This is a genomic window from Pigmentibacter sp. JX0631 (genome assembly GCF_029873255.1).
GTDB lineage: Bacteria > Bdellovibrionota_B > Oligoflexia > Silvanigrellales > Silvanigrellaceae > Silvanigrella.
This window is the reverse complement of record NZ_CP123622.1, coordinates 129867-153408: the sequence shown is the minus strand read 5'-3', so window position 1 is coordinate 153408 and position 23542 is coordinate 129867. Positions and strand designations below refer to the sequence as shown.

General features: G+C 30.7%; 16 protein-coding genes, 1 pseudogene and 3 CRISPR repeat arrays. Of the genes and pseudogenes, 6 read left to right on the top strand and 11 right to left on the bottom strand.

All coding sequences use genetic code 11. The annotated features are described in order from the left end of the window. The first annotated feature begins 105 nt into the window (after nt 1–105). Together QEJ31_RS15735 and QEJ31_RS00570 are read left to right on the top strand one after the other, a co-directional pair. Nucleotides 106–1148: pseudogene (locus tag QEJ31_RS15735) on the top strand (NAD(P)-dependent alcohol dehydrogenase). A 35-nt stretch (nt 1149–1183) separates the two neighbouring features. Next, complete coding sequence (locus QEJ31_RS00570; protein ID WP_280591793.1) at nt 1184–3043, top strand: site-specific DNA-methyltransferase; 1860 nt, start codon at nt 1184–1186, stop codon at nt 3041–3043. 265 nt (nt 3044–3308) lie between these two features. Here QEJ31_RS00570 and QEJ31_RS00565 read toward each other — a convergent pair whose 3' ends face one another. The 4 genes from QEJ31_RS00565 to QEJ31_RS00550 all read right to left on the bottom strand — a co-directional run bounded on the left by QEJ31_RS00565 (nt 3309) and on the right by QEJ31_RS00550 (nt 6575). After that, nucleotides 3309–4895, bottom strand: a complete 1587-nt coding sequence (locus tag QEJ31_RS00565) for an IS66 family transposase (RefSeq protein ID WP_280590084.1) — start codon at nt 4893–4895, stop codon at nt 3309–3311. A gap of 31 nt (nt 4896–4926) precedes the next feature. Continuing rightward, nucleotides 4927–5298, bottom strand: a complete 372-nt coding sequence (gene tnpB / locus QEJ31_RS00560; protein WP_280591791.1) for an IS66 family insertion sequence element accessory protein TnpB — start codon at nt 5296–5298, stop codon at nt 4927–4929. Beyond that, nucleotides 5295–5684, bottom strand: coding sequence for a hypothetical protein (locus tag QEJ31_RS00555; protein ID WP_280590086.1), 390 nt, complete (start codon nt 5682–5684; stop codon nt 5295–5297). Before QEJ31_RS00555 ends, tnpB begins: the two co-directional genes overlap by 4 nt. A gap of 84 nt (nt 5685–5768) precedes the next feature. Next, complete coding sequence (locus tag QEJ31_RS00550) at nt 5769–6575, bottom strand: transposase (RefSeq protein ID WP_280591789.1); 807 nt, start codon at nt 6573–6575, stop codon at nt 5769–5771. Nucleotides 6576–7270: 695 nt separating this feature from the next. Between QEJ31_RS00550 and QEJ31_RS00545 the strand changes: the two genes are divergently transcribed. Then, the gene (locus QEJ31_RS00545) at nt 7271–7606 is read left to right on the top strand and encodes a type II toxin-antitoxin system RelE/ParE family toxin (protein ID WP_280591787.1); all 336 of its coding nucleotides are present in this window, start codon (nt 7271–7273) and stop codon (nt 7604–7606) included. 1 nt (nt 7607) lies between these two features. Continuing rightward, the gene (locus QEJ31_RS00540; protein ID WP_280591786.1) at nt 7608–7955 is read left to right on the top strand and encodes a helix-turn-helix domain-containing protein; all 348 of its coding nucleotides are present in this window, start codon (nt 7608–7610) and stop codon (nt 7953–7955) included. Between the two features lie 243 nt (nt 7956–8198). Next, a CRISPR array of direct repeats spans nt 8199–8499; the repeat unit is 32 nt; unit sequence GCTGGGACTTGCCTAGAATGAACGCTTTGATA. A 14-nt stretch (nt 8500–8513) separates the two neighbouring features. Beyond that, a CRISPR array of direct repeats spans nt 8514–8999; the repeat unit is 25 nt; unit sequence CCTAGAATGAACGCTTTGATACGCT. Between the two features lie 52 nt (nt 9000–9051). On the opposite strand, the gene cas2 is transcribed toward QEJ31_RS00540, so the two are convergent. Genes cas2 through cas9 form a run of 3 tightly spaced genes read right to left on the bottom strand, consistent with a single transcriptional unit; the run spans nt 9052 to nt 13557 of the window. Continuing rightward, the gene (gene cas2, locus QEJ31_RS00535; protein ID WP_280591785.1) at nt 9052–9393 is read right to left on the bottom strand and encodes a CRISPR-associated endonuclease Cas2; all 342 of its coding nucleotides are present in this window, start codon (nt 9391–9393) and stop codon (nt 9052–9054) included. A 34-nt stretch (nt 9394–9427) separates the two neighbouring features. After that, nucleotides 9428–10321 (bottom strand): type II CRISPR-associated endonuclease Cas1, encoded by an 894-nt coding sequence (gene cas1 / locus QEJ31_RS00530; protein ID WP_280591784.1) that lies wholly within the window; start codon nt 10319–10321, stop codon nt 9428–9430. After that, nucleotides 10318–13557: a type II CRISPR RNA-guided endonuclease Cas9 gene (gene cas9, locus QEJ31_RS00525; protein WP_280591782.1), complete on the bottom strand. Its 3240-nt coding sequence runs from the start codon at nt 13555–13557 to the stop codon at nt 10318–10320. The genes cas1 and cas9 overlap by 4 nt, the downstream gene beginning before the upstream one ends. A 1069-nt stretch (nt 13558–14626) precedes the next feature. After that, nucleotides 14627–16246: direct repeats of the CRISPR family, unit length 36 nt; unit sequence GCTAGGACTTGCCTAGAATAAACGCTTTGATACGCT. A gap of 294 nt (nt 16247–16540) precedes the next feature. Between cas9 and QEJ31_RS00520 the strand changes: the two genes are divergently transcribed. Beyond that, entirely contained in the window at nt 16541–17296 is a 756-nt protein-coding gene (locus tag QEJ31_RS00520) for a hypothetical protein (RefSeq protein ID WP_280591781.1), read from the top strand. Between the two features lie 86 nt (nt 17297–17382). Here the strand turns inward: QEJ31_RS00520 and QEJ31_RS00515 are convergent, their stop codons facing one another. The 4 genes from QEJ31_RS00515 to QEJ31_RS00500 form a co-directional block, all read right to left on the bottom strand. Continuing rightward, a complete protein-coding gene (locus QEJ31_RS00515) occupies nt 17383–18537 on the bottom strand; it encodes a nucleoside hydrolase (protein ID WP_280591779.1) in 1155 nt (384 codons plus the stop codon). Nucleotides 18538–18759: 222 nt separating this feature from the next. Continuing rightward, nucleotides 18760–19362, bottom strand: coding sequence for a hypothetical protein (locus QEJ31_RS00510; protein ID WP_280591777.1), 603 nt, complete (start codon nt 19360–19362; stop codon nt 18760–18762). A gap of 44 nt (nt 19363–19406) precedes the next feature. Beyond that, nucleotides 19407–20435 carry a rod shape-determining protein gene (locus tag QEJ31_RS00505; protein ID WP_148697668.1) on the bottom strand — a complete coding sequence of 343 codons (1029 nt, stop codon included), beginning with the start codon at nt 20433–20435 and terminating at the stop codon, nt 19407–19409. Nucleotides 20436–20561: 126 nt separating this feature from the next. Further along, on the bottom strand, nt 20562–21536 hold the full coding sequence (locus tag QEJ31_RS00500) for a hypothetical protein (RefSeq protein WP_280591770.1): 975 nt from the start codon (nt 21534–21536) through the stop codon (nt 20562–20564). A gap of 140 nt (nt 21537–21676) precedes the next feature. On the opposite strand from QEJ31_RS00500, the gene aspA reads away from it, so the two are divergent. Further along, nucleotides 21677–23524: an aspartate ammonia-lyase gene (gene aspA / locus QEJ31_RS00495; protein WP_280591768.1), complete on the top strand. Its 1848-nt coding sequence runs from the start codon at nt 21677–21679 to the stop codon at nt 23522–23524. The last annotated feature ends 18 nt before the right edge of the window (nt 23525–23542 follow it).

Sequence of the window (23542 nt, the reverse complement as noted above, 5' to 3'; positions counted from 1 at the left end):
AGAATTAGTATCAAATATTTATTAATAATTGAAATCATTGAATTAATTTTCCGTTTGTGATAGTAACTAAACTGAATTTGTTAAGTTACAATGCTAGGAGAATTTATGAACTTAGTTGATGCTTATGCTGCTATGAAGCCAAAAGAACCTTTGCGTCATTTTCAATTTGAGTTACGTAATTTAACAGCAGAGGATGTACAAATTGAAGTGTTTTATTGCGGTATTTGTCACTCAGACATTCATCAAGTGCGAGACGAATGGAGTCCGGGCATATTTCCTATGGTGCCAGGCCATGAAATAACTGGTAAAGTAACGAAAGTCGGTTCCTCTGTAAAAAAATTTAAAATCGGTGATACTGTTGGTGTTGGTTGTATGATTAATTCCTGTAAAGATTGCAGCTCTTGTGCAGAGAATTTAGAACAGTATTGTGAAAAAGGGGCTACATTAACTTATAATGATAAATTTCGTGACACAGGATTACCCATTTACGGCGGCTATGCAAAACAACTAGTCGTTAATGAAGATTTTGTATTAAAAATACCTAGTAATCTTCCCCTTGATAAGGCTGCCCCTTTGTTATGTGCAGGTATAACTACTTATTCTCCATTAAATACCTGGAAAATTACAAAAGGTCATAAAGTAGGTGTAATAGGTTTAGGGGGCTTGGGCATATGGCTGTTAAAATTGCAGTAGCAATGGGAGCTGATGTCTTTGTAATTAGTCATTCTGAAAATAAAAAGGAAGATGCAAAAAGATTTGGGGCAAAAGGTTATATCAATTCAACAATATCTGACCAAATGCAAAATGAAATGAATTCTTTTGATTTTATAATTAACACAGTGTCTGCAAATTTAGATTTAACAAATTTTCTTTTTTTATTAAAAAGAGATGGGACAATGGTGCAGGTTGGTGCTCCAGATAAACCTAATACTTTAAATATGTTTTCGATGATAATTAAAAGGAGAAGGTTAGCTGGATCTTTAATTGGAGGAATTAAAGAAACGCAAGAAATGTTAGATTTTTGTGGAAAACACAATATCACCGCAGATATTGAAGTTATTTCAGCTGATAAAATAAATGAAGCCTATGAAAGAGTTGTTAAAAGCGATGTAAAATATAGATTTGTTATTGATTTAAAATCTTTTTAGTCTAAAAAAATTAGATTTAATTATAAGGTTTTTTGATGGAAGAAAATTTAAAAAATAATTTAGAATCTTGCATCAATATACATGAATCGAACAACGGTTGTAAAGATATTTTAAAAGAATTATTTCCTAACCTTTTTATAAATCAACAGGAAATAAATTATTCTTATTTGCTTAATGTTTTAATTAAAGAAAAAAATAAATATCAATTAACTTGGTATGAAAAAGAAAAATGTTTAAATAATATTAAATTGAATTGTAATAAAATTTTATGCCCCGAATTTGAAAGTGGAGTGTTAGAAAATAATGCAAGACATTTTTTTATAGAAGGTGATAATTTAGAAGTATTGCAAATTCTTCAAACAGCATATTCAAATAAAATAAAAGTTATTTATATTGATCCTCCTTACAATACAGGTCAGTTGTTTGTTTATAGCGATAATTTTAAGAATAAAAAAATTAAAAATTCTAAAGATGTAATGAAAAATCGTCAAGTTAATAATTATCATGATAATTGGTTAAGTATGATATATCCAAGACTTAAAGTTGCAAAAAATTTATTGACTTTAGATGGAATTATATTCGTTTCAATTGATGACAACGAAATTCATAATTTAAGAATTTTGCTTGATGAAATTTTTGGAGCTGAAAATTATTGTGGGACAATAAAGAGAAGAGCTGCAAGGAAAAATACTTTTTTATCTAAATGTATGTCAGATTTATTTGACTATATTGTTATTTATTCTAAAAATTCGAAACTTCCATTTTTGGGCAATCAAAAAAATACTGAAGTAACTAGACCTGTATTTAATGAAGGAAATAAAAATTCAATTAGGGATGTTCATAAAGGTACAGTTGCAAAATGTCCTGATGGTATTTATAAAGCTGGAATTTACAAAACACGAAGTATTCATTTTGAAATATTGAATGACATGATTATAAAAAATAGTGTTTTAGATAAATCTATAAAAGTAAAAGGTCCTTGGAGAATCAATCAAAATATTTTAAACTCAACAATTTTCATTACAAAAAATAATGGATTTAGAAGAAATGTACTTCAGGTTGAATTATCGAAGAAATCTGTTATGAATGATTTTTTGGATAATTCTGATTGTTATAATGAAAAAGGATCAGAAGAATTAAAACATCTTTTTAATAATCAAAAAGGGATTTTTAATAATCCAAAACCTACTGGATTAATAGAGTATTTATTAAAATCAGTGCAATTAAATGAAAACGACTACATATTAGATTTTTTTGCCGGTTCAGGCTCAACTTTACATTCTATTTTAAAAATGAATGCATCAGGGCATTATAATTTGAATTCTATCTCAATCCAAAATGCAGAAAAAAGTCATTTACTTAAAGTTAATTTCGGATTCAATTCTATCTATGAATTAGCTGTAGAAAGAAATAGACGAGCTATAGAAAAAATATTAAAAGATAATAGTAAATGTAAAAATATTAATAATATAGGCTTTAAGTGCTTTAAAATTGTAGATCAAAAAATATTTAAATTACTTAGTTATAGCGAAGCAGTAAAAAAGAGTACAAATTATCGAGATAATATAATTTCTAATCACAGGAGGAATTTAATTTGGGATATTATATTTTTAGAAAAATTATCTTTAGAATTTAAATTTTCAAATAATACGAATGATATAAAAAATGATTTTTATTTAGTAATTGATGAGCCAACAAATAAAATATTATTAATTTATTATAGTGAAAAAAATTTAGATAATTCTTTAAAAAATATAGAACATATCCATGAAAAATTTAGTTCTTGGAAAATAGTAGTTATTCTTCCTGTACTTTCTGTTAATTTAAAGCAGAGTTTGATTCAAAAATTAGTAACGTTGTATAATGTAAAATTTTATGAAGATGTTATTCATTAGAATATTTTTTAAAGTCAAATTTTATATTCTTTAAATGCCAGTTAAGAGTTGAGAATATGTATTTAGAAAAAGAACATGTACTTAAAAAGGCATGCAGAAAATCTTCCGAAAACATGTACAAGCAAGCCCTTTGTTGAACGGACTTTAGATGCCGTTTGAATGTAAATCGTCGAACCTTCACACATTGCCGAGTAAACGTCAATGAAGTAACTTAATTTATAGTGATTTATTTACGTAATTTGATAAATGAATAAGAATTGTTTCTTTATCCGCTGTCTATATTATTAAATTCTTTTGGGGTAAAGACGTTTTTCCCAGCATGAATATGCTTAACAAGCATTGAAAAATATTCTCTAGGATTTATTCCATTTAATTTACAAGACTCTACAAGAGTAAACATAATAGATGCTGTTTTTGCACCTTGTTTTGAATGAGTTCCATACCAAGTTTTTCTTCCTATAACAGGACTTCTAAGTTGTCTTTCTTGGTGATTATTATCAATGGGCAATTCAATATTTTCGATAAATCTTGTAAGCCCTTCATGGTTTTTTAAAAAATAGTTTATAGCGATTGCTAGTGTACTTTGAGCAGAAACTCCTTGTAACAATTTTTTTCCTATTATCTTCATGTCTTCAAAGAGTGCTTTCATTTGATTTCTATTTTTTTGGAGTAGTTGAGGATCCTTTTTTCCATCTGATTCTAACCTATAAATTTCATGATACTGTTCAATGAAGAATTTACTTTCAGGGAATTTTTCAGCTTCCATGAATTTGCGACGACTATGCGCATTGCAATAAATATTTTTAATTAATGGAATATTTTTATTCTCTCGCTGTTTATTTACTTCTGTTGTTGATTTAACGTAACCGGAATAAATGTCACTGACTAAATATTCACACTTAGATTTGCCAAGAATCTCAGAAGCGACATCGCCTGATCTGGTATTCCTGATTTCAAAGTATGAGCTTTGTTTGTTGGAAAATCCCCATAAATACCAGCTCTTTTTTTCATCTCCTTCTAACATTCGGTGAGGAGTTTCATCCGCATGTAATACGTTTGAAGATAATATTTCTTCCTTTACTTTATTATATGCCAGCTCAACATATTCGGCTAGTTTATGTGTCGTACCTATTAAACTATTGGGTGGTAAATCCACAAAGCCTTCACGCCCTGCTATTGAACTGTATCTTTCAATAGGGATGAGATCACAGTACTTTGTCATTGCAACATCGACTATCATTTCGTCACTATAAACTGAACTTGGTATTATTTTTTTAGGAGTAGGAGCAGTCTTAATATCTCCATGACATTTGGTACACCGGTATTTATGTCGCTTTTGTTTTATTATGTAGTAATCTTTTGGCTCTGTTGTTAAAAACTCACTATCTTCAGTCATTCCAGAATCACGCATTTGTGAACCACAGCAGTTGCAAATAGGCAGTTCCTTAAATTCTACATGTTCTTCAATTATTTCTGCTTCAGGATATCGCTCAGAAGGAAGTCTTTTAATTTCATTGGCACGTTTTTTTGAACTATTTTTCTTTATATTATCAGATGGTTCTGAAGTACTTTTATCTTTTACAATCCTTTCAGATTTTTCTCTAAATATCCTTCGTCTAAGTAATACAAGTTGCCCCTCAACTTCAACAATTTTATCCAGTAACTCTTTATTATGCTTTTTTAAGCTATCTCGTTCTTCAAGGATGAGATTGTGTTTTTGAATAAATTCATTATGAGAATTTAATATTTTCTCAGTATATTTCTTTTGATTTTCAAAGAATTCAATCAGCTGTTTGCTATTGAATTTTAAAAGATCATTCGCGGTAATTTTTTCGAATAGATTTTTTTCCATTCGCGCAAGATAACACCTAATTCATTAAATTTCAAGCATTTGATTTGGTTGTGTATTTTCTAATTTCTGCAGGACTTTCAACAAATCTTTTGTTTAGATCTGTTCCTTCAAAAAATAAACTAAATTCAGCTTGAGTAAGAATAATTTCTTTTTTATACCTCGGATTTATTCTTGAAAATAACCCTTTTTCAAGCCTTTTGGATATGATTACGAGTCCAGTACCATCATAATAAAGACACTTACAAGAAGACCTTTTCTTATTTATAAATAAAAATAAATGTCCCGAAAAAGGATCCTTACGAAGAACATTTTTTGCACGATTAAATAACCCATCATACGATTCTCGCATATCCGTGGGACTCTTATTTACATATATCTTTGTTCTTCTATTAAAATTAATCATGCGCTTTTCTTTAAATAATCCAATAAAAAATCTATGTTTGAAAATCGAATCAATTTACCACCTGGTAACACTAACTCTGCAGCACCACATACAGATGTTGTTACTGTTGCATGTTCTGAATTTAAATTTTGTTCCGTTGATATCTTTATTTGTTTAAAATCTTCGTCACTAAAGTGACCTTCTCTTTTTAACCTTTTTGCTTTACCAATTAAAGATGCCATTTGTGCATGTGTAAAACCTAAAGTCGCATAAAATTCCTTACTTGAACCTGTCCAATTCTCCCATGCTACTAACACTTCAAACAATATGTCATCGGGGACATGCTTTAAATACCCTTTATCTGATACATAAGAACTTAACTTCCTTTTTAAGGTTACATTCTCCATTATCATCTCCTTTCTCTTCTATTATGATGACTATTTTAATCTAACAAATTTAATTTTTATTGAAATGTGGGCTTGTGCGATGATTTACGTTTGAATACCACTAGATTCAATTAGCCAGTTGAATAGGATTTCAATTGATTGTCTAATTGAACTAACAGATTTTGAATATACTTTTTCATCGTATGAGAGAGTTTTTTTACTTCTTGAAAGTTTAATTGGAGTATGCAAGTTAGAATTTTTTTTAGCCAATTTTTGTTTAGTAAATTGATCGCAGTACGCTCGATCAGCAAATAGTTCTGAGTGATTTAAATTTAAAAGATCATTCTTAACCGCTGTTAAATCATGTGTTGCAGCACGTGTTATTTTCATTGATACCGGGGAAGCAAGGCGTTTATTTTTAAATAAAGCAGTAAGATGAAGTTTCAATCCAAAATAAAAAAGATTTTTGGAAGAGCAGAAACCAATTGAAGAAATTTCTTTTGCTGTATTACATTTGTGAGCTCTAAAACCCTTTGCCAAGATAATTGGTAAAGAGTCAATTAGAACGAAAGGTTTAGTAGTATTTGAATTTAATTTGAACTTTTTATTCTGTAAAAGGAATTTAGAAAGTTCAGGAAAAAGATGATTCAGATTGTTAAGTCTAAATAAAAATCCTTCATAAGAAGGTAAATTTGGAAACCATTCACTAAGGAAATTTTTTGTAAATTTAAAAATTGATTTTATATTTTTAAGTTCATTCAAAATTCCAAAGATGTAAATTGTGATGGTTTCTTCATCAGTAAACGAAGGATTTGAATTAGGACTTATTTTTAAAAAAATGTAGGGAGAAAGTTGAGAAAAAAATTTGCAGGAAGTAAGGTAAACGGTAATGAGTTGGTTCTGCCAATCCATTGGTAGCTCCTTTGTTACTTTGTTTTAAGCAACAATTAACTAACAAATTGGAGCTATTTCTTCAATCTTCACAATATTTTTCTCAACTCTTAACTGGCATTTTAAATTTAAATGAAAAATTAGGTTGAGTTTCTGATCCTGGCCTTATTTGAAGTTGTTACTTTTGAATAAAGAAAACTGAATAAATGTAAAAGTTAAAGGAAACTGAAAAATTATATCATTAAATTCAAATACACGTTGGTGATAAGATTCTTTTGAAGTTTGGTGTTTTAATGATGAAAAATTAATGTTGCTTTTCTTTGGATTATAGAGATAAAGAAGCTATTATTTATGTTGATCCAAAAGAACCCTTTTCAGAAAAAGATGTAAGAATTAATGATTAATTCAGTGGAAAAATGACTTATTAAAATTTGAACCCCTAGGCATTTTGAAATGCTCACTGAAAAAGATCAATTTATCGAGCAAATTGTTTCAACATTTAGCTAGAAATCTTGTTTCACAGCTAAATCCATTTAGGTAATGGTATAGCTGTAGAATTTTTTGTTTTGGATCAATAGCAATGTAACATTTATAAATATCTTATTAATGTATTTTATACATATATTTTGTTCAAAAATTTTGACTCTTGAATTAAAATAGTTTACTTTAGTGAAGTAGTTTAGTATAATAAACTAAAGCCGATAGGGTATTTAAGGATGAGTAATTTTAAAGTTTTGTTTTGGCAGAATCGTTTTGGTGAAAAACCAGTGGCTAAATGGATGAAATCTCTTAGAAAAGAGGATCAAATCTATCTAGCAGATATCTTTCGAGATCTTGCCACGGATGGCCCTTTCTCAAGGCCAAAGGTTTTTAAACATTTAGAGGGCGAGTTATGGGAAATCAAAGACAAACGCTCCCCTGGGCCTGGGTTTAGAATCTATTTTGGATTCAATGGGGCGCAAATAATTTGCTTAGTTGTGCACGCAGGGTCCAAAAAAAGCCAAGATAGAGATATTGATCTTGCTAAAAAACGTTTAAAGAATGAGGTATAACATGACAACAAAAATGAATTTCTCTGAAAAAGATTTTGATAGTTTTCAGTCACTAGATGATTTAGAAAAAGAGTTATTTTCTGAAGATGAGATAAATGATATTCATAAACGAGCATTAAAAAGATCAAAAGCTAGAAATGACATGACTGAAGCTCTATCAAAAGCATTAATACAATATATGGCACAAAATCATCTAGGCTTTAATGATTTTAAAAAACAACTACATATGAGTTCAGCAACGTTATCAAAAATTCTTAAAGGGAATTCAAATATTACTTTAGATACAATAGCAGAGATTAGTGAAGTTACTGGATTAAAAATTGATCTACATATTGGTTCAAGATATTGAGGAAAATTTCCAGGATAAATTAAAACTATTATAATTTAAGTTAACAAAGCTTTTTTATAGAATCATTTTTTACTTAAAAATTATTTATTGATAAATTCTGATTGCAAATTATATAATTTACTAGCGAAAAAAAAATTATAAAATGATTACTTCGATAATACTTACAACGACTTTATATTAAGAATTTGTGCAGAATAAAAATTATTATACACTAAATGAACTTTCTCTTCCTGATAGATTTAAGCTGGGACTTGCCCAGAATAAACGCTTAGATACGCTGTCTTCAGATGTTCATAATTTTATGCATGAGCTGGGACTTGCCTAGAATTAACGCTTTGATACGCTATTTTGCATGACTGCTTTACAACAAAATCCGCTGGGACTTGCCTAGAATGAACGCTTTGATACGCTTTTCTTTGCTCTTTTTATTAACCAAAGTTTGCTGGGACTTGCCTAGAATGAACGCTTTGATATGCTTACACCTATCCGTAATAAACCTCATGAGTTGCTGGGACTTGCCTAGAATGAACGCTTTGATACGCTTTTCCTTTTTTGCGTTGTATAATGAACGCTTTGATACGCTAGTGATTAATGCACTAAACGAGGGAGGCTTGCTGGGACTTTCCTAGAATGAACGCTTTGATACGCTATATAAGACTGAATTAGGATCTTTAGCCGTGCTGGGACTTGCCTAGAATGAACGCTTTGATACGCTAATTCATCAGGTCTTTCTATTGCCATTGTGCTGGGACTTTCCTAGAATGAACGCTTTGATACGCTTCATGAAAGCAGCAATATACGCAAGGGTCTGCTGGGACTTGCCTAGAATGAACGCTTTGATACGCTTAAAACTTATAGCGAGTCGTTAAAAAACACGCTGGGACTTGCCTAGAATGAACGCTTTGATACGCTTGTCGAAGGTGTTTTAATTGGCGACGACAAGCTGGGACTTGCCTAGAATGAACGCTTTGATACGCTAATTCCTGGTGTTCCAAACTATATGCAAATGCTGGGACTTGCCTAGAATGAACGCTTTGATACGCTAGAACACTATGTATTATGATAAAATCATAGTGTTTTGTTTGTTTTTTACATTTTAAAAAAGTAGTATTTGAGGCAATGGAATCTCTGGCAAAGCTTCATTTTTTCCAAAAAATACCTTTTGTTTTCCAAATTGCTTGTCGGTAACTAAAAGGAGTCTGACTTGACCACAACTAGGAAGACGAGCTTCTATTAGCTTTTGAGTACTAATACTCGCATCTTCGCTTTGAAAATAGATTACATATACTGAATATTGCAACATGCTAAAACCAGAAGAAATCAAAATTTTTCTAAATTTCGTATATTCTTTTCTTTCATTTTTTGTGTTATTGGGCATGTCGAAAAGCGCAAAAAGCCACACTGCCGCATAACCTCCAGGTGTACTAACTTTCTTCATAAGAATTTTCTTAAATAATTTTGTAAATTTAATTTCACTTCAATAAATTCGGCAGAACTAAATTTGATTTAGAGGTAAGAAATGCCGCAGACAAACTCTGTGCAGATATGGAAATTATATCATGCAATTGTCTACTTTCTTTATTCAATAAAAATTTATTATACATTAAAGAAATAATCCGATGTTTTATTTCTGAATTAAGGATTTTATCATTAAATTTTCCTTCATCCACAATTGTGAAAACTTCATTGTCAACTAAAGGTCTGAATGGTTCCATTAGGTCATCAGCCAAACAAAATGGATTGTATTTGCTTTTATGGAAAATACCAATAGAAGGATTTAATCCTGTGGCACAAAGGTTTCTAGCTATTGTTGCACGTAAAATAGCATAACCATAATTCAGTAATATATTTTCATTATCACCGTAGATATTTCTTTTAAAATCAATGTTGCTAGAAATATGCTTCCAATAAATTTTTGCAGCCTGTGCTTCTAAATTTCCTTCATCACCACTTTTCACATTTTTTGATAATGATAATAAACCAAAATCTTCTCTTTTTCTTCTAATTAATAATTGGGCTTGCACCTCAATTTTTCTAGTGATAATTTTCTTCCATATTTGTTTTCTAAAAGGAATAGTAGCCAAAATCTGTTTTGCAAAACGTTGCGTTTGAGTTGAATGAGAAACTAATGGCTGAAGCATACCTATTGGCAAATGATAATTATCACAACATACAAATATTGCACCAAATTCAGATAATTTTGCTAACACTGCATGGGTATAGATTACAGCGGGAGAAGAAACTATCAATGCCGCAATATTAGTTAAAGGAACTGTTACCTTTTCTTGAGATTCGATAACAAGCAAATCGTGAGAAACAGATAATTTAACATTCAAGCTTGATATATCAATTATTCGTTTTATCATTCAGAGCACTCATAAATTTCTCCAATTGGAGATATAATTACCTTTCTACATCTCAATGATTGTAACGATCTTGCTGAAACTCTCAAGTATGCATTATTTTCTTCTCTTATTTGTTGCGTTCTTGCATCGTTTACTGGTGAATAATAAATTCGTCCATCAGACAAAATAGATTTTACATTCCAGTATTTAATTTTATCACCTTCACTCACTTCTATTGTATCTCCTTTAACCAATGAAAATAAAAATTTACCTCCATGCTCCTTCATAACCTCTTTGTTTATTACTGGTAAATTATTTTGTTTTCTTAATACAGCTTGTAATCTAGAAGTTACTTCCGACTTCCATAGTGTCCCATTATTCTTTTCAAATAAGTAATAGGAAATATGATGATTTTCATCTGGTTGAACCGCTCTCTGTTGTATCCCTTTTCCAATTTCTAAATTATTTACATATTTAACTCTTATACGAACACTTTTTATAAATATTTTTTCACCTTTATTTTTCGCATACGGCCTATTTTCTTGCTTATTATGCTTTACTTCAATGTACGGCAGGGTTTCAATTTTTTCCAGATCAAAAGCTTTTCTTACATCGCTAGTACCACTAGAATCTAATTTTTCAATGACGGCATTTTTAATGTAAGGGTCTATTATACTGTTGAGTTCATTTTTAGATAACGAATTTATTGGTTTTCGAATTGTATAATATTCTGTATTTTCAATTTTATCTTTATTTTTCCCATAAAAACTTTCTTTATGAAGTGAACCATTTATCTTTTTTTCTACTCTATAAGAAATTTTAATACAACTAACATGTTCATTAGTTTGCTCATAAAGATCATCCCAAACCTGATTTATTTTCCCAAATTTATTTTTCCCTTCTAAATAAGAATTTTTAGAAGCAATATTTAGTAATTTTATTGAATTTTCAGTAGTTAAAGCAATAACTAAAGCATCAATTGCATGATGTCTATGATCATCCCGAGATTTAAAATTTGATTCAGAAAGAATTGAATTCAATTTCCACATATTTCTTAAATATGATGTTACTTGACCTGTACTCGCTCTTATTCGAAGTATATGATTAGGATCTACTTCGCCGCCATATAATAATCCTAAAAATCCTTTTGCTAATTTAGTTATATAGCGGGTATCATTAAGCATTTGAGTTGTAAAATCTTCTTCAGAAGTTGAAATTTTCTTTTTGAATAATTCCAGCTTTCTATATTTTCCTTTTCCTGAAAATTTTTCAACCCTTTTTAAAATTTCATTATATTTTTCCGGATTATTTAATCCATAAGATTCATAAGGAGTTCTATTTTTTTTCACGTGTCGATTTTCATAATGAAAGCATAAAGTTTTATTTAAGAAAGAATCATCTAAACATCTACTTAATGGAATGATATGTTCCACATCATATAGAGGATTACTTCCGAATAAGTCTTCCATGCTTATAGACCTACCTGTATAAGGACATTGCTTGCCACATTCATTAAATAAAAGTAACTTTTCAATATCTCTATTACTAACCTTTAAGGCTGGATTAAATTTATTAATTTCAGCGATAGCTTTTTCTCTATCGCTTCTTCTTGATTTATTTTCTTTTAATATATTTTCACGATATTTTTTCCCTTTTTTTAATTCTCTTGCAAGTTCTACTCTAATTTGTTTTGGTTTTCCATATATTTTGATTAGGCCATTTACCACTTTTCTTAATTCAGATAATGCTCTAGATACAATTGGGTTTCTTAGTGATGGATCAACTGTTTCATAAGATGGCAAAAAATTAAAAATATTAATATTTGATTTTTCTTTATATCCAACTGCTAATTTCGAGTTGTGGAGATCTAAACCTTCTCTTAACATTGGTAGTAATCGATTCACTGCTCGACTAGAGTACGACAAATACCCTTCTTCAAAAGTTATCTCTGCTAATTTTGATGCAATTTCTTCTTTAATATTCCATTTATTTACCAAATGAGTTGTTAGATGCTTTTCACTATCAAAACTTATTAATGAGTTAACGAATTTTTCTTTGTCTTTTTCATTAAAAGATAAAAAATCTTTATATATTTTTGATATATTAGCTGAAGTTGTATTTCCTTTAATTTCATTATCTTCATATTTAAATTTTTCTTTAGGTGATAGCCTGATTATTTTTTTGGCTAAAGATAATTTTAGTTTTTCGTTCTCAAGAAGATATTGATACAAAATTTCTGTCTCTTCTTTACTTAACCGTCTTTCAAGAGAATCATTAAATATTACAATATTGTTTAGCGTTTGTCTTACTCTAAATTCTTGTGCATTTAAGAAAGATATCTTCATTCTTCTTTTATTTTTCTCTAAAGAACAAAATCCAATAAATTTTCTGACAGGCTTCAATGGCCTTTGATAAAAAATAGACTTATAAATAGACTTAATTCCTATCTCATCTGGAACTACTTGATTTAATCTTTCAATTTGAGAATTAATAATTTTATTAAACTCATCAACAAACATTATTCTAGAAGTATATCTTTTCCTAATTCTAATTTTTTCCGGATCAAATGTTGAAAATAGCTCGCCAATAGTCCTATATTGATGAATATTAATGTCATCAAAAAGTTTATTTATTGATTTTAATACATCACCATCTTCTTTGCCTTTACCAGATTTCCTATTACTTAAAAAACCTCTTCTATGACTTAAATGGAAAATAGCCCTACCTAATTCATATCTTTCTAGTTTTTCGCTTAATGCTATCGTTCTCAAAAAAAATGGAAAAATAAGATGTAAAGATTTAGAATATTTTTTATAAAGCTCTGGACGATGTGGTAATATTTTTTCCCATTTTGATATTAATTCTTTGTCTAGATTTTCAATTATTTTATTTCTAAAACATAATTGGAGTCTTCTTTGTTCTTTCTTTTTTGCTTGTTTTGTATACGTTACATTTTCTATTTCTTTTAATTGCTCATTTGAATATTTAGGAAGAAGATCATATTTTTGCAGCAATTTAAACAACTTTTGGGTGCGCATATATCTTCTTTCACGCATCCTTCTAGCCGATCTTGCATCTCTTCGTTGTGCATTTTTGGTACTTTCTTTACCTGATGGATCTCTATTTACTCCTTCATCAAAAATTCTAACACCCATTTTAATTATTTTTTTTTCTTCTTCATTTATCAGAGACCAACCAATACTAGTGGTTCCTAAATCAAGTCCTAAAATTAGACCATTTATTTCTAGATTGCTCATATTTCCATAATTCCTTGTATCGCATTTAAGTAATAAAATAATATTTTTTTTATTTAAAATAACTTATAATAATAAATCATAGCTAAAATAAACAATTGCGATAAGTTATTTCTAAACATTAAAATTTGTCAACTCTTTATTTAATTAAATTTCATTTATTGATAATAAAAAAATAAAATATCCAATATTTGGTCCTAAAATCCTTTCATTAAATTTTAGCATTATGTAACATACATTCTGATAAATTTTTTGCTTAAAATAACTAACCAAAATAAAATATAATTTACAAAAACAAACCAAAAATAAATTTTGAAATTTAGAATAAATAGTTTAAATGACTTCACTTTATGGAATTAGATGTTTTAACGATAGATATTTACAACAAAATTATTATTTTTTTCTCCTATCATATAGTCCGCAATTGATTCTTATTAAATAAAATTTTTTATCTTTAAAATTATACTAAAATTAGAATATTTTATTAAAAATGGAAGAGAAGCATGGAGAAAATTATGTAACAAAATTATCAAGTATATATAATTTTCGTAATTTTAAAAAACATTATCGGTAAAACTTAGTAGAATTGGAATTATTATTTAACTATTAATTGAATTTTCTGGAAAAATTTATTTCACGGCACAAAAATAACATTGTTTTTAGTTTAATTTACATTTTAGCTGTTAAAATAAATTTTTTAGTACTTGCTACTTGACAAATTATAAATATAGAAATATCTATAACAACAAGCGTATCAAAGCGGATATTCTTTGCTTGCTTTAGCAAGGGTTTATGCCCGCAGCTTTAATCAGCTTTAGGAGCCTTCGTGGCTCCTTTTTTTATTATTTCCAATAAATACTCTCATTCTAATTTAACTTTAAATTCTAAAATAGTTTATTATTCTTCTCATTTGCAGTTGAATTACTTAATCGCAGAAATACTCACCCTTACTGCGTCTTAAGTGGCTGGAGTTTGCCCAAAATGATTCCATTTATACACTAACTATTTTTTCGGTTTATTTTGATAAATGTTGTGACTTGCTTAGTATAAACGATTTGATACGCTACAGTTTTATGCTAGAACTTGCCTAAAAACGCTTTGATACGCTTACCGTTTTTTGTTACTTTTTTAGATTTTTGCTGAGACTTGCCTAGAATAAACGCTTTGATACGCTGCTTTTAATTGTGTCTGTAAGTAATTTGAAGCTGGGACTTGCCTAGAATAAACCCTTTGATACGCTAATTTTATTATGAAAATGGTTCTCGTCTTGGCTGGGACTTGCCTAGAATAAACGCTTTGATACGCTGCTTTTAATTGTGTCTGTAAGTAATTTGAAGCTGGGACTTGCCTAGAATAAACCCTTTGATACGCTAATTTTATTATGAAAATGGTTCTCGTCTTGGCTGGGACTTGCCTAGAATAAACGCTTTGATACGCTTACAATCCTTACTACTGCCTACGTGAGGCAGCTGGGACTTGCCTAGAATAAACGCTTTGATACGCTTCAGCAAGGATTCACTCATATTCCTCCGTAGCTGGGACTTGCCTAGAATAAACGCTTTGATACGCTCCTTGCTCATCTTCATCTTTGCAAGCTATAGCTGGGACTTGCCTAGAATAAACGCTTTGATACGCTATGGGCAACAAAAAATGAATCATTAATAAAGCTGGGACTTGCCTAGAATAAACGCTTTGATACGCTAACAGTAAATATCTCACATGAATGTGAAGAGCTAGGACTTGCCTAGAATAAACGCTTTGATACGCTGTTACAGTCTGCATTAATGCCAGGGCTTCTGCTAGGACTTGCCTAGAATAAACGCTTTGATACGCTTTAAATCTTTATTTTCAGTCTCCAGCCTTTGCTAGGACTTGCCTAGAATAAACGCTTTGATACGCTATTTAGTGAGTAGATTGGGTCTGTCTTCTCGCTAGGACTTGCCTAGAATAAACGCTTTGATACGCTTTCCGCTTTCTCTTTTCCAATTGCTCTCAAGCTAGGACTTGCCTAGAATAAACGCTTTGATACGCTGAACAAAGCGGGTGGAATTGCGATAGTTTAGCTAGGACTTGCCTAGAATAAACACTTTGATACGCTTTTTTCTGGTTTTAATAAACTGGAATCGCTGCTAGGACTTGCCTAGAATAAACGCTTTGATACGCTATTAATACATTGGGCTCTGTTGATATAGTGGCTAGGACTTGCCTAGAATAAACGCTTTGATACGCTCAGAATTACTTGAAAAGTACAAAGAAACTAGCTAGGACTTGCCTAGAATAAACGCTTTGATACGCTAGACAAAATTCTTGACAGTGTTGAAATTGAGCTAGGACTTGCCTAGAATAAACGCTTTGATACGCTAATGGCCGTACCTGATCGTTCCGTCGGCAAGGCTAGGACTTGCCTAGAATAAACGCTTTGATACGCTTATAATGATGGTGAACACTGAAACAGGTCAGCTAGGACTTGCCTAGAATAAACGCTTTGATACGCTAAAAAGAATCCCTTATAACCTATGGCTTTGCTAGGACTTGCCTAGAATAAACGCTTTGATACGCTCGATCTCTTTGCGATCTCGCCACTCATTCGGCTAGGACTTGCCTAGAATAAACGCTTTGATACGCTTTCTTTAATATACAAAACAGTCATATCTGGGCTAGGACTTGCCTAGAATAAACGCTTTGATACGCTAGATGTTGATATAATGCTTTGACTTTAAAGGATTATTTAGTTATTTTTTATAATAAAAACTATAATCTTATGAGCAAATTTTTTTGCATAAGATTGTTTTTTATAAATTTTATTCCTTCTTTTAAAATTTTAAAGTTTTGTTATTACTAAAAATGCTGTCACATGTGCAATGAGTGTTCCAATTAAAGAGGACTAGCTAACAGAAATGATTTAATCTAATTAAGTAGATGAGAAAAAGTAGGATTAATTAATTCCAGCATAATTACAATTTAACAAATGAGAGAGAATTAACTAATGTCATTCAAAGGGGATTTATCTTTTAAAAATCGAAATATTCTTGAAAAATATAAGAAATGCTCATGTTTTTATTGTTTAAAAACGTTTGAAACTTCTGAAATTACCGAATACGTTGACAATAATGAAACTGCACTATGTCCCTATTGTGGAATAGATAGTGTTGTTTGTTTTGAAAATGGGATGCTTCCAACGAAAGATGAGCTAGATAAATGGTACAAAGAATCTTTTTCTTCAATTGAGCCTTCTCTATCTGAAATACAAAAAAATAAAAATAGAGTTTTCAACTATACAACATTAGATAACGCAAAAATATTTATTAAAAAAGAAAGTTCTAATTTATTTTTTTTAATTAAGGAAATTGAAATAAATGATGATTCAAAAGGCTTTCTTATATACGATACTAAAAATAAAAAACAAGTCGTTTACAGTAAAGAATTTTTTTCAAATAACTTTATGGAATTATCTTTAGAAGAAAAACAAAATTATTATTCAGAATTAAAATCCTGCTGGAATTATAGACTGGTATATTCAGTTAAAAAAATGCGCTTAGCAGTTCATGAGTTTTACTATCCAGGTTATTCAGAGTCTCCTTCGAATCCATTAATTTATTTAAATGAAGTTCATCCTCAAAAAATTAAAGATGAACTTTTAGAAATGTTTGAACAAATTCTAAATGCTTTTGCACAGCCAATTATCATTGATGAGACTGAGAATAATATTCCAAATGAAACATCAGATTTAGATAAAAAATGAGTTAGAAAATTCAGTAATATAAATTAATTCTATTTTGCAAAAAAATAGAGAACCATAGATATATTCTTATAAAAAAAACTAAAATACTACTCCTTCGAATTATTCAAAGTCTTTATAAAGTGATCTTTAAATACATCCCCGTCAACTTTAAAGCACATAACATGATCTAATTTTTTATCTTGCTTTACTATTTCAATTGTTCTACCACTTTCAATTTGTTCGAATGGGTGTCTATTTTGCATATTACCTTCGAATTGTGCAAATACCAAACTAAAATTTTTACCAAAACTTTTCATTTGTTCTTTTCCAGATTGACTAGGATCGAATTTGGTGACGACATCGAGTTTTACTTTTTTTTCAGTACAAAAAGGCATATACATACTAGCTGTAGATAGGACATCCCAAAAATAGTATTCACCAGAATCAATAAAGTCTAAATTTTTATCTAAAATATCTGCATAAAATTGTGCAGATTTTGAATGAATTTCGCTTTTTAGTTTCTTTAAAAATTCACGTGTTACTCTTACTTGATTGCTGGCATCTAATGGGATAACAGACAAAGGAACACCAGAGTTAAATACGATTTTTGCCGAAAGAGGATCTATCCAAATATTCCATTCTGCATATTTATTTTGTAAATTTTCTGTAATATTTGGTACATTTAAGTTTCCTTTTGCTTTGATAGCGCCGCCCATGATATAAATACGTTTAATTTTTTTAACATCATCAGGATATTTTTGAATTAATTGACCAAGATTAGTGAGCGGTCCAATCGTTAAAAAAACTACAGGCTTTTTACTTTTACTTAAAGTTTCATGCATCCATTCAACAGAGTGTTTAGTTAAAATATGTGGGGTAGGGTTAGAAGGAATTTTAACATCAAATAAACTGTCTGAAGTAATTCGCCATTCATCTGGGAAAGTATGAAAACCCTCGAGAGGCACTGAATCTCCGCAGGTAACAGGGATAAATTCGCTTTCCCGACCTGACAAATATATTAAATCGGCTATATTTTTTTGTGCTGGTTTACAATGGGCTTCTCCTGTAGCACTAATTGTGATACCAAGCAAATCTGAATGCGCTTTTTGATTAAGAGAATACAAAACTGCAGGCCAGTCATCGATGGCCGCATCTGTGTCAATGATTAGGGGAAATGCTTCTTTTTCGTATGCATGTCCAAAATTAAAACTAAATAGAGAAAATAAAATGTAGATAATTTTCCAATATTTTGAAAATATCATAATAAAATATACCTTTCTTAAGTTTACAGTGTTTTTCTTTTTTTAACTCAAAAAAGTTGTAAATGCTATGCTATTTTATATTTTAATGATTCATTATATTAAGAGATGAAAATAAAAATTTTATATATTATTTAAAATTTAACGCTAAAAAAGAAACCAATTATGTTAACTTTGCACATTAAGCATAAAATAATTGATTTGAATTATTTTTTTAAAATAAAATTAAGAAAGACCTGGATAACTAGGAAAATGATAATTTTCTTGTAAATTTTTCCAAGGAATTTGTACATGCGAAGGCCAATTTAATAATGCAGCTAAGGCAAAATCTATTTTTAGAACTACAGCTAAGACACCAATATGAATTTGCTGAAATGAACTTTTTACTGCTAAAAGTTCATTTTTTACTAAATCATCTGAGCAAGTTTCTCCCCAAAAATCAGGAGTACTTTTTTGTAGCTCTTCGTTAGTAAACAGAAAAATACTTTTTCTTAGTTCTAATTGATTTGAAAACCATTTAGGATACCAAACTGCTTTAAAATCAGAAAAATCATTCCATGATTCAACCTTATCTTTCCCAGCAACACGAATCAAAAATAATTCAGGATTTTTAATGTGTAAAGCTCCGCATGTGATAGAATAGGCAGATTTATAATAATCAATAAGTTGTTTATTGCGATCTTTTGCAAGAGTGGCTTGTGTTAGTAACAGTCCTAAGGAGAAAATATCTGAAATAGTAAAATCAGATTCTTCGTCCAAAAAATTTAAATAATTCCCAGAAATTCTATCAAGTGATCTTCTTTGGGCAGCAGTGAAAATAAATGGCATTAGAACCTCAACAGTTACATTCTAAATAAAAACAAAATTTTTATTTAGAATGTAACTTCCCTGAGAAGTTCAGGATTGTCAAGAACTCGGCCAGAGCCAAGTACAACTGCTGTTAGCGGATTTTCTGCCACAACAATCGGTAAACCAGTTTCTTCGCGCAATAGAACATCTAAATTACGAATCAAAGCCCCACCACCAACTAAGACAATACCTTTATCCACGATATCAGCAGCAAGTTCTGGAGGAGTTTTTTCAAGTGCAAGACGAACTGCTTCAACAATTGCATTAACAGGTTCTTGCATAGCCTCACGAATTTCTTCACTTGTTACTTCAATAGTTTTAGGAATTCCGGCAACAAGGTCTCTACCTTTAACTTGCATAGTGCGAATTTCTTCTTCTGGGTATGCAGAGCCAATAGCTATTTTAATTTGCTCCGCAGTTCTTTCCCCAATGAGTACGTTAAAACGGCGTTTTAAATAATTTACAATGGATTCGTCCATTTTGTCGCCACCAACTCTAACGCTTTTTGAATAAACAATTCCAAGCAAAGAAATAACTGCAACTTCGGTCGTTCCTCCGCCAATATCAACAATCATATTTCCGCTTGCTTCATGAATGGGCAAGTCAGCTCCGATGGAAGCAGCCATTGGTTCTTCAATTAAGTAAACAGAGGAACAACCGGCGGACTCTGCTGATTCTCTAACTGCTCTTTTCTCAACTTCAGTAATTCCATAAGGGATGCAGATAACTGCACGTGGTCTGACCAGCGAACGATGATTGTGTGCCACGCCAATAAAGTAACTTAACATTTTTTCAGTAAGTTCAAAGTCAGCAATTACCCCATCTTTCATAGGTCGAACAGCTTCTATTGTGCCTGGTGTTCTACCTAGCATTTCTTTTGCTGCTCTTCCCACTGCCTTTACAGTTCTTAGACCGCGAGAGTCTCTTTGCACAGCGACAACAGAGGGTTCATTTGCAACAATACCTCTATTTTTTACATATACGAGTGTATTTGCTGTCCCAAGGTCAATGGCTAAATCATGGGATAGAAGTCTAAAAAACCAATCGAACATGGATCCTCCCTAAGGAAAATTGAGAGAATGAACAGTTAAAGTGCATTCAGAGTTTAATTCATGCTTATATCAAAAAAGGTATCACTTTGAGAATGGTTATTCTATAAAATCAAAACACTTTTTCACCTATTGAAACGAATATTGGACAGGACTATTCCTTCCTACCACTTGAATTGCTATTATTTCAGTCACAATGTTATTTGCAAACCTACCTGGTAAAGCAAGTGGAAAAACTTTAGATACTACTTCATCGAGCATTTTATCAACTGCTAAAAAATCTTTTTGCGGAAATCTTTTTTGTGTTAGGTTTTCATACTTCTCTAAAGATCCATTTCCTTTAATGTAAAGCTTATAATAAATAATATCTCCCGGTTTTAAAGGTGAGCTTGGCGGAACAACTCTATCTTTTGAATTCCAAATTCCAGAAAATTTTTCTTTAAATTGTTGACTGAATTGAAATAGACTTAAATCTCTAACAGAATAACGTTCTCTAACTTTTGGTTCGCTTAATGGAGTATATTCATCACCCATAATAGGAATATCTCCACTGTCTCCCTCAATATTTGGTTCATTTTTGTATTGATTTCTTAGGTTATCAATATATGCAGAATCTGCATTTGGTAAAAATTTGTCTAATTCTGATTTTCGATTTTTATCAGATTTATCAACTATTGTAGGAGGAATATTTTTCTTTTTATAAGTTGGAAGTCGTTTAGAAATAAAAGGATTTGAATTAGCTTTCAAGTTTTTAGCTGCAAGTTCTTCTGGTACATTAACTTTACTTTTTGAGTTTGGATTTTTATCAGTTAAAACTCCTCCCGCAATATTTTCAGGAATATTTTCTGTAAGATGTTTTTCTTTTTGTTTATTTTTTGGTAAATTAGATTGTAGTTTTCCGTCTGTAAATTGAATATGAATTGGTTTATTTTGGTGGCTTATAGTCGTTACTTCTTTTGTGTCTTTTGACTTATTTAAGTTTTCTAGAATGAAAGCAAAAAAAACATGAAGAATTATAGAATAAATAAGAATAAAACTGAAAAAGTCTTTTTTTTCAGGGTAAAGCCATATAGCAAAGTTAATCTCAGTTTCTCTATAACTCAAAAAAATGTCCCCAGTAGTGCTAGATTTTTACTAATTATCAAGAGTATCAACCATATGTCAGTACCACTTATTCCTCCCATTGTCACAACAAAAAATTAAGTGTAACACAAACTAAATCCATATTTGGAGGTGTATTTTTTATGGATATCGCTCTCATTTCGCAGTTTCCCTTATTCGCTAATCTTTCAGATAATGATCTGCAAATTTTGTCTAACTACCTAGAAACACTATCTGTTAAGAAAGATGTAACTCTTTACTCTCCAGGACTTATTAGAGACAGACTTCGGCTGATTGTCAAAGGGCGTATAGAAGTTTCGGCACAAACCTTTGATTTTGAAGAACCCTCTACAATTTATGGTCCTGGGCAATTTTTAGGTGAAGCTGCGTTATTAGAAGAAGGCACGCTCCACAAAGCAAAAGCACAAACAGTAACAGATGTAGATATTATTATTTTAACCAGAGCTCAGTTTTTAAAATTAATGCAAGAAAATCAAGAAATATCTTGTAAAATTCAAATGAATATTGGTTCTTACGTATTTAGCAAATTGGCTCGAGGAGCAAGTCAAGGCAAAGTGCAATATTCAGGATATAGTTCTGGAAAGAAACGTTTAGAGCACGACTTACTTGGTGATAGAGAAATCTCTGATGAAGCCTATTATGGAGTTCAAACCTTACGTGCTATAGAAAACTTTAATATTACAGGTGTTCTTTTAAGTGATTTCCCAATATTTATTAAAGGCTTAGCCCAGGTTAAAAAAGCTGCAGCTATGGCAAACTGTGAAATTGGAATCCTAGATCAAGAAATTTGCAATTATATTTCTATGGCTTGTGATGAAATTATAGCAGGCCATTGGCATGACCAGTTTCTTGTAGATATGATTCAAGGAGGCGCAGGAACTTCAACAAATATGAATGCAAATGAAGTCATTGCAAATCGAGCATTAGAATTATGGGGCAAGAAAAAAGGTGAATATAAATATATTCATCCAAATAACCATGTAAATTTAGGTCAATCAACGAACGATGCTTATCCAACAGCAATTCGTTTAGCAGCACTTCAATCTATTCCATATTTAATAGAAGCGTTAGAAGAACTATGCCAAACATTTTCTGAAAAAGCTAAAGAATTTTCTGATGTTATTAAAATGGGAAGAACTCAGTTGCAAGATGCAGTGCCGATGACTTTAGGACAAGAGTTTGAAGCATTTTCAGTCATGCTTAGTGAAGATATTGAAAGAATTCGTGAAGGTGCGAAATTATTTTTAGAGTTGAGTATAGGTGGAACTGCTATTGGTACAGGTATCAATGCGCATCCAAAATATCCAGCAACAGCTGTGAGAAAAATTAAAGAAATTACAGGATTAAATGTTGTTTCTTCACCTAACCTAATAGAAGCCACTCCTGACACGGGAGCTTTTGTTCTTTTTTCAGGAATTTTAAAGCGTTTAGCAGTTAAGTTAAGTAAAATTTCTAATGACTTACGCCTGTTATCCAGCGGACCGCGTTGTGGTTTTGGTGATATTAATTTACCTCCAATGCAACCTGGTTCCAGTATTATGCCTGGAAAAGTAAATCCAGTGATTCCTGAAGTCGTAAACCAAATTGCATTTCAAGTAATAGGAAATGATCTAACTGTGACTATGGCTTCTGAAGGTGGGCAGTTGCAATTAAATGCATTTGAACCTGTCATGGTATTTAATATTTTTCAAAGTGTGAATATGTTAAGTCGAGGAATGCGCACTTTAACTCGTCTTTGTGTGAAAGGTATAACAGCTAATAAAGAAGCATGTCGCAGAGCTGTTGAACATAGTATTGGATTAGTGACTGCATTAAATCCATTAATTGGATATGAAAATTCAACTATGATAGCAAAAGAAGCTCTTGAATCTGGCGAAAGTGTTTTTAATTTAGTTTTAAAACATAAATTACTGACAAGAGAGCAGCTAGAAGAAGCATTAAAACCTGAAAATATGTTAAGTTCCCGCTAAAGAAACAACCCCTAATTC

Coding starts and splice junctions, on each gene's coding strand:
- QEJ31_RS00570 (WP_280591793.1), top strand. CDS start 1,184: ATGGAAGAAAATTTAAAAAATAATTTAGAATCTTGCATCAATATACAT.
- QEJ31_RS00565 (WP_280590084.1), bottom strand. CDS start 4,895: ATGGAAAAAAATCTATTCGAAAAAATTACCGCGAATGATCTTTTAAAA.
- tnpB (WP_280591791.1), bottom strand. CDS start 5,298: ATGATTAATTTTAATAGAAGAACAAAGATATATGTAAATAAGAGTCCC.
- QEJ31_RS00555 (WP_280590086.1), bottom strand. CDS start 5,684: ATGGAGAATGTAACCTTAAAAAGGAAGTTAAGTTCTTATGTATCAGAT.
- QEJ31_RS00550 (WP_280591789.1), bottom strand. CDS start 6,575: ATGGATTGGCAGAACCAACTCATTACCGTTTACCTTACTTCCTGCAAA.
- QEJ31_RS00545 (WP_280591787.1), top strand. CDS start 7,271: ATGAGTAATTTTAAAGTTTTGTTTTGGCAGAATCGTTTTGGTGAAAAA.
- QEJ31_RS00540 (WP_280591786.1), top strand. CDS start 7,608: ATGACAACAAAAATGAATTTCTCTGAAAAAGATTTTGATAGTTTTCAG.
- cas2 (WP_280591785.1), bottom strand. CDS start 9,393: ATGAAGAAAGTTAGTACACCTGGAGGTTATGCGGCAGTGTGGCTTTTT.
- cas1 (WP_280591784.1), bottom strand. CDS start 10,321: ATGATAAAACGAATAATTGATATATCAAGCTTGAATGTTAAATTATCT.
- cas9 (WP_280591782.1), bottom strand. CDS start 13,557: ATGAGCAATCTAGAAATAAATGGTCTAATTTTAGGACTTGATTTAGGA.
- QEJ31_RS00520 (WP_280591781.1), top strand. CDS start 16,541: ATGTCATTCAAAGGGGATTTATCTTTTAAAAATCGAAATATTCTTGAA.
- QEJ31_RS00515 (WP_280591779.1), bottom strand. CDS start 18,537: ATGATATTTTCAAAATATTGGAAAATTATCTACATTTTATTTTCTCTA.
- QEJ31_RS00510 (WP_280591777.1), bottom strand. CDS start 19,362: ATGCCATTTATTTTCACTGCTGCCCAAAGAAGATCACTTGATAGAATT.
- QEJ31_RS00505 (WP_148697668.1), bottom strand. CDS start 20,435: ATGTTCGATTGGTTTTTTAGACTTCTATCCCATGATTTAGCCATTGAC.
- aspA (WP_280591768.1), top strand. CDS start 21,677: ATGGATATCGCTCTCATTTCGCAGTTTCCCTTATTCGCTAATCTTTCA.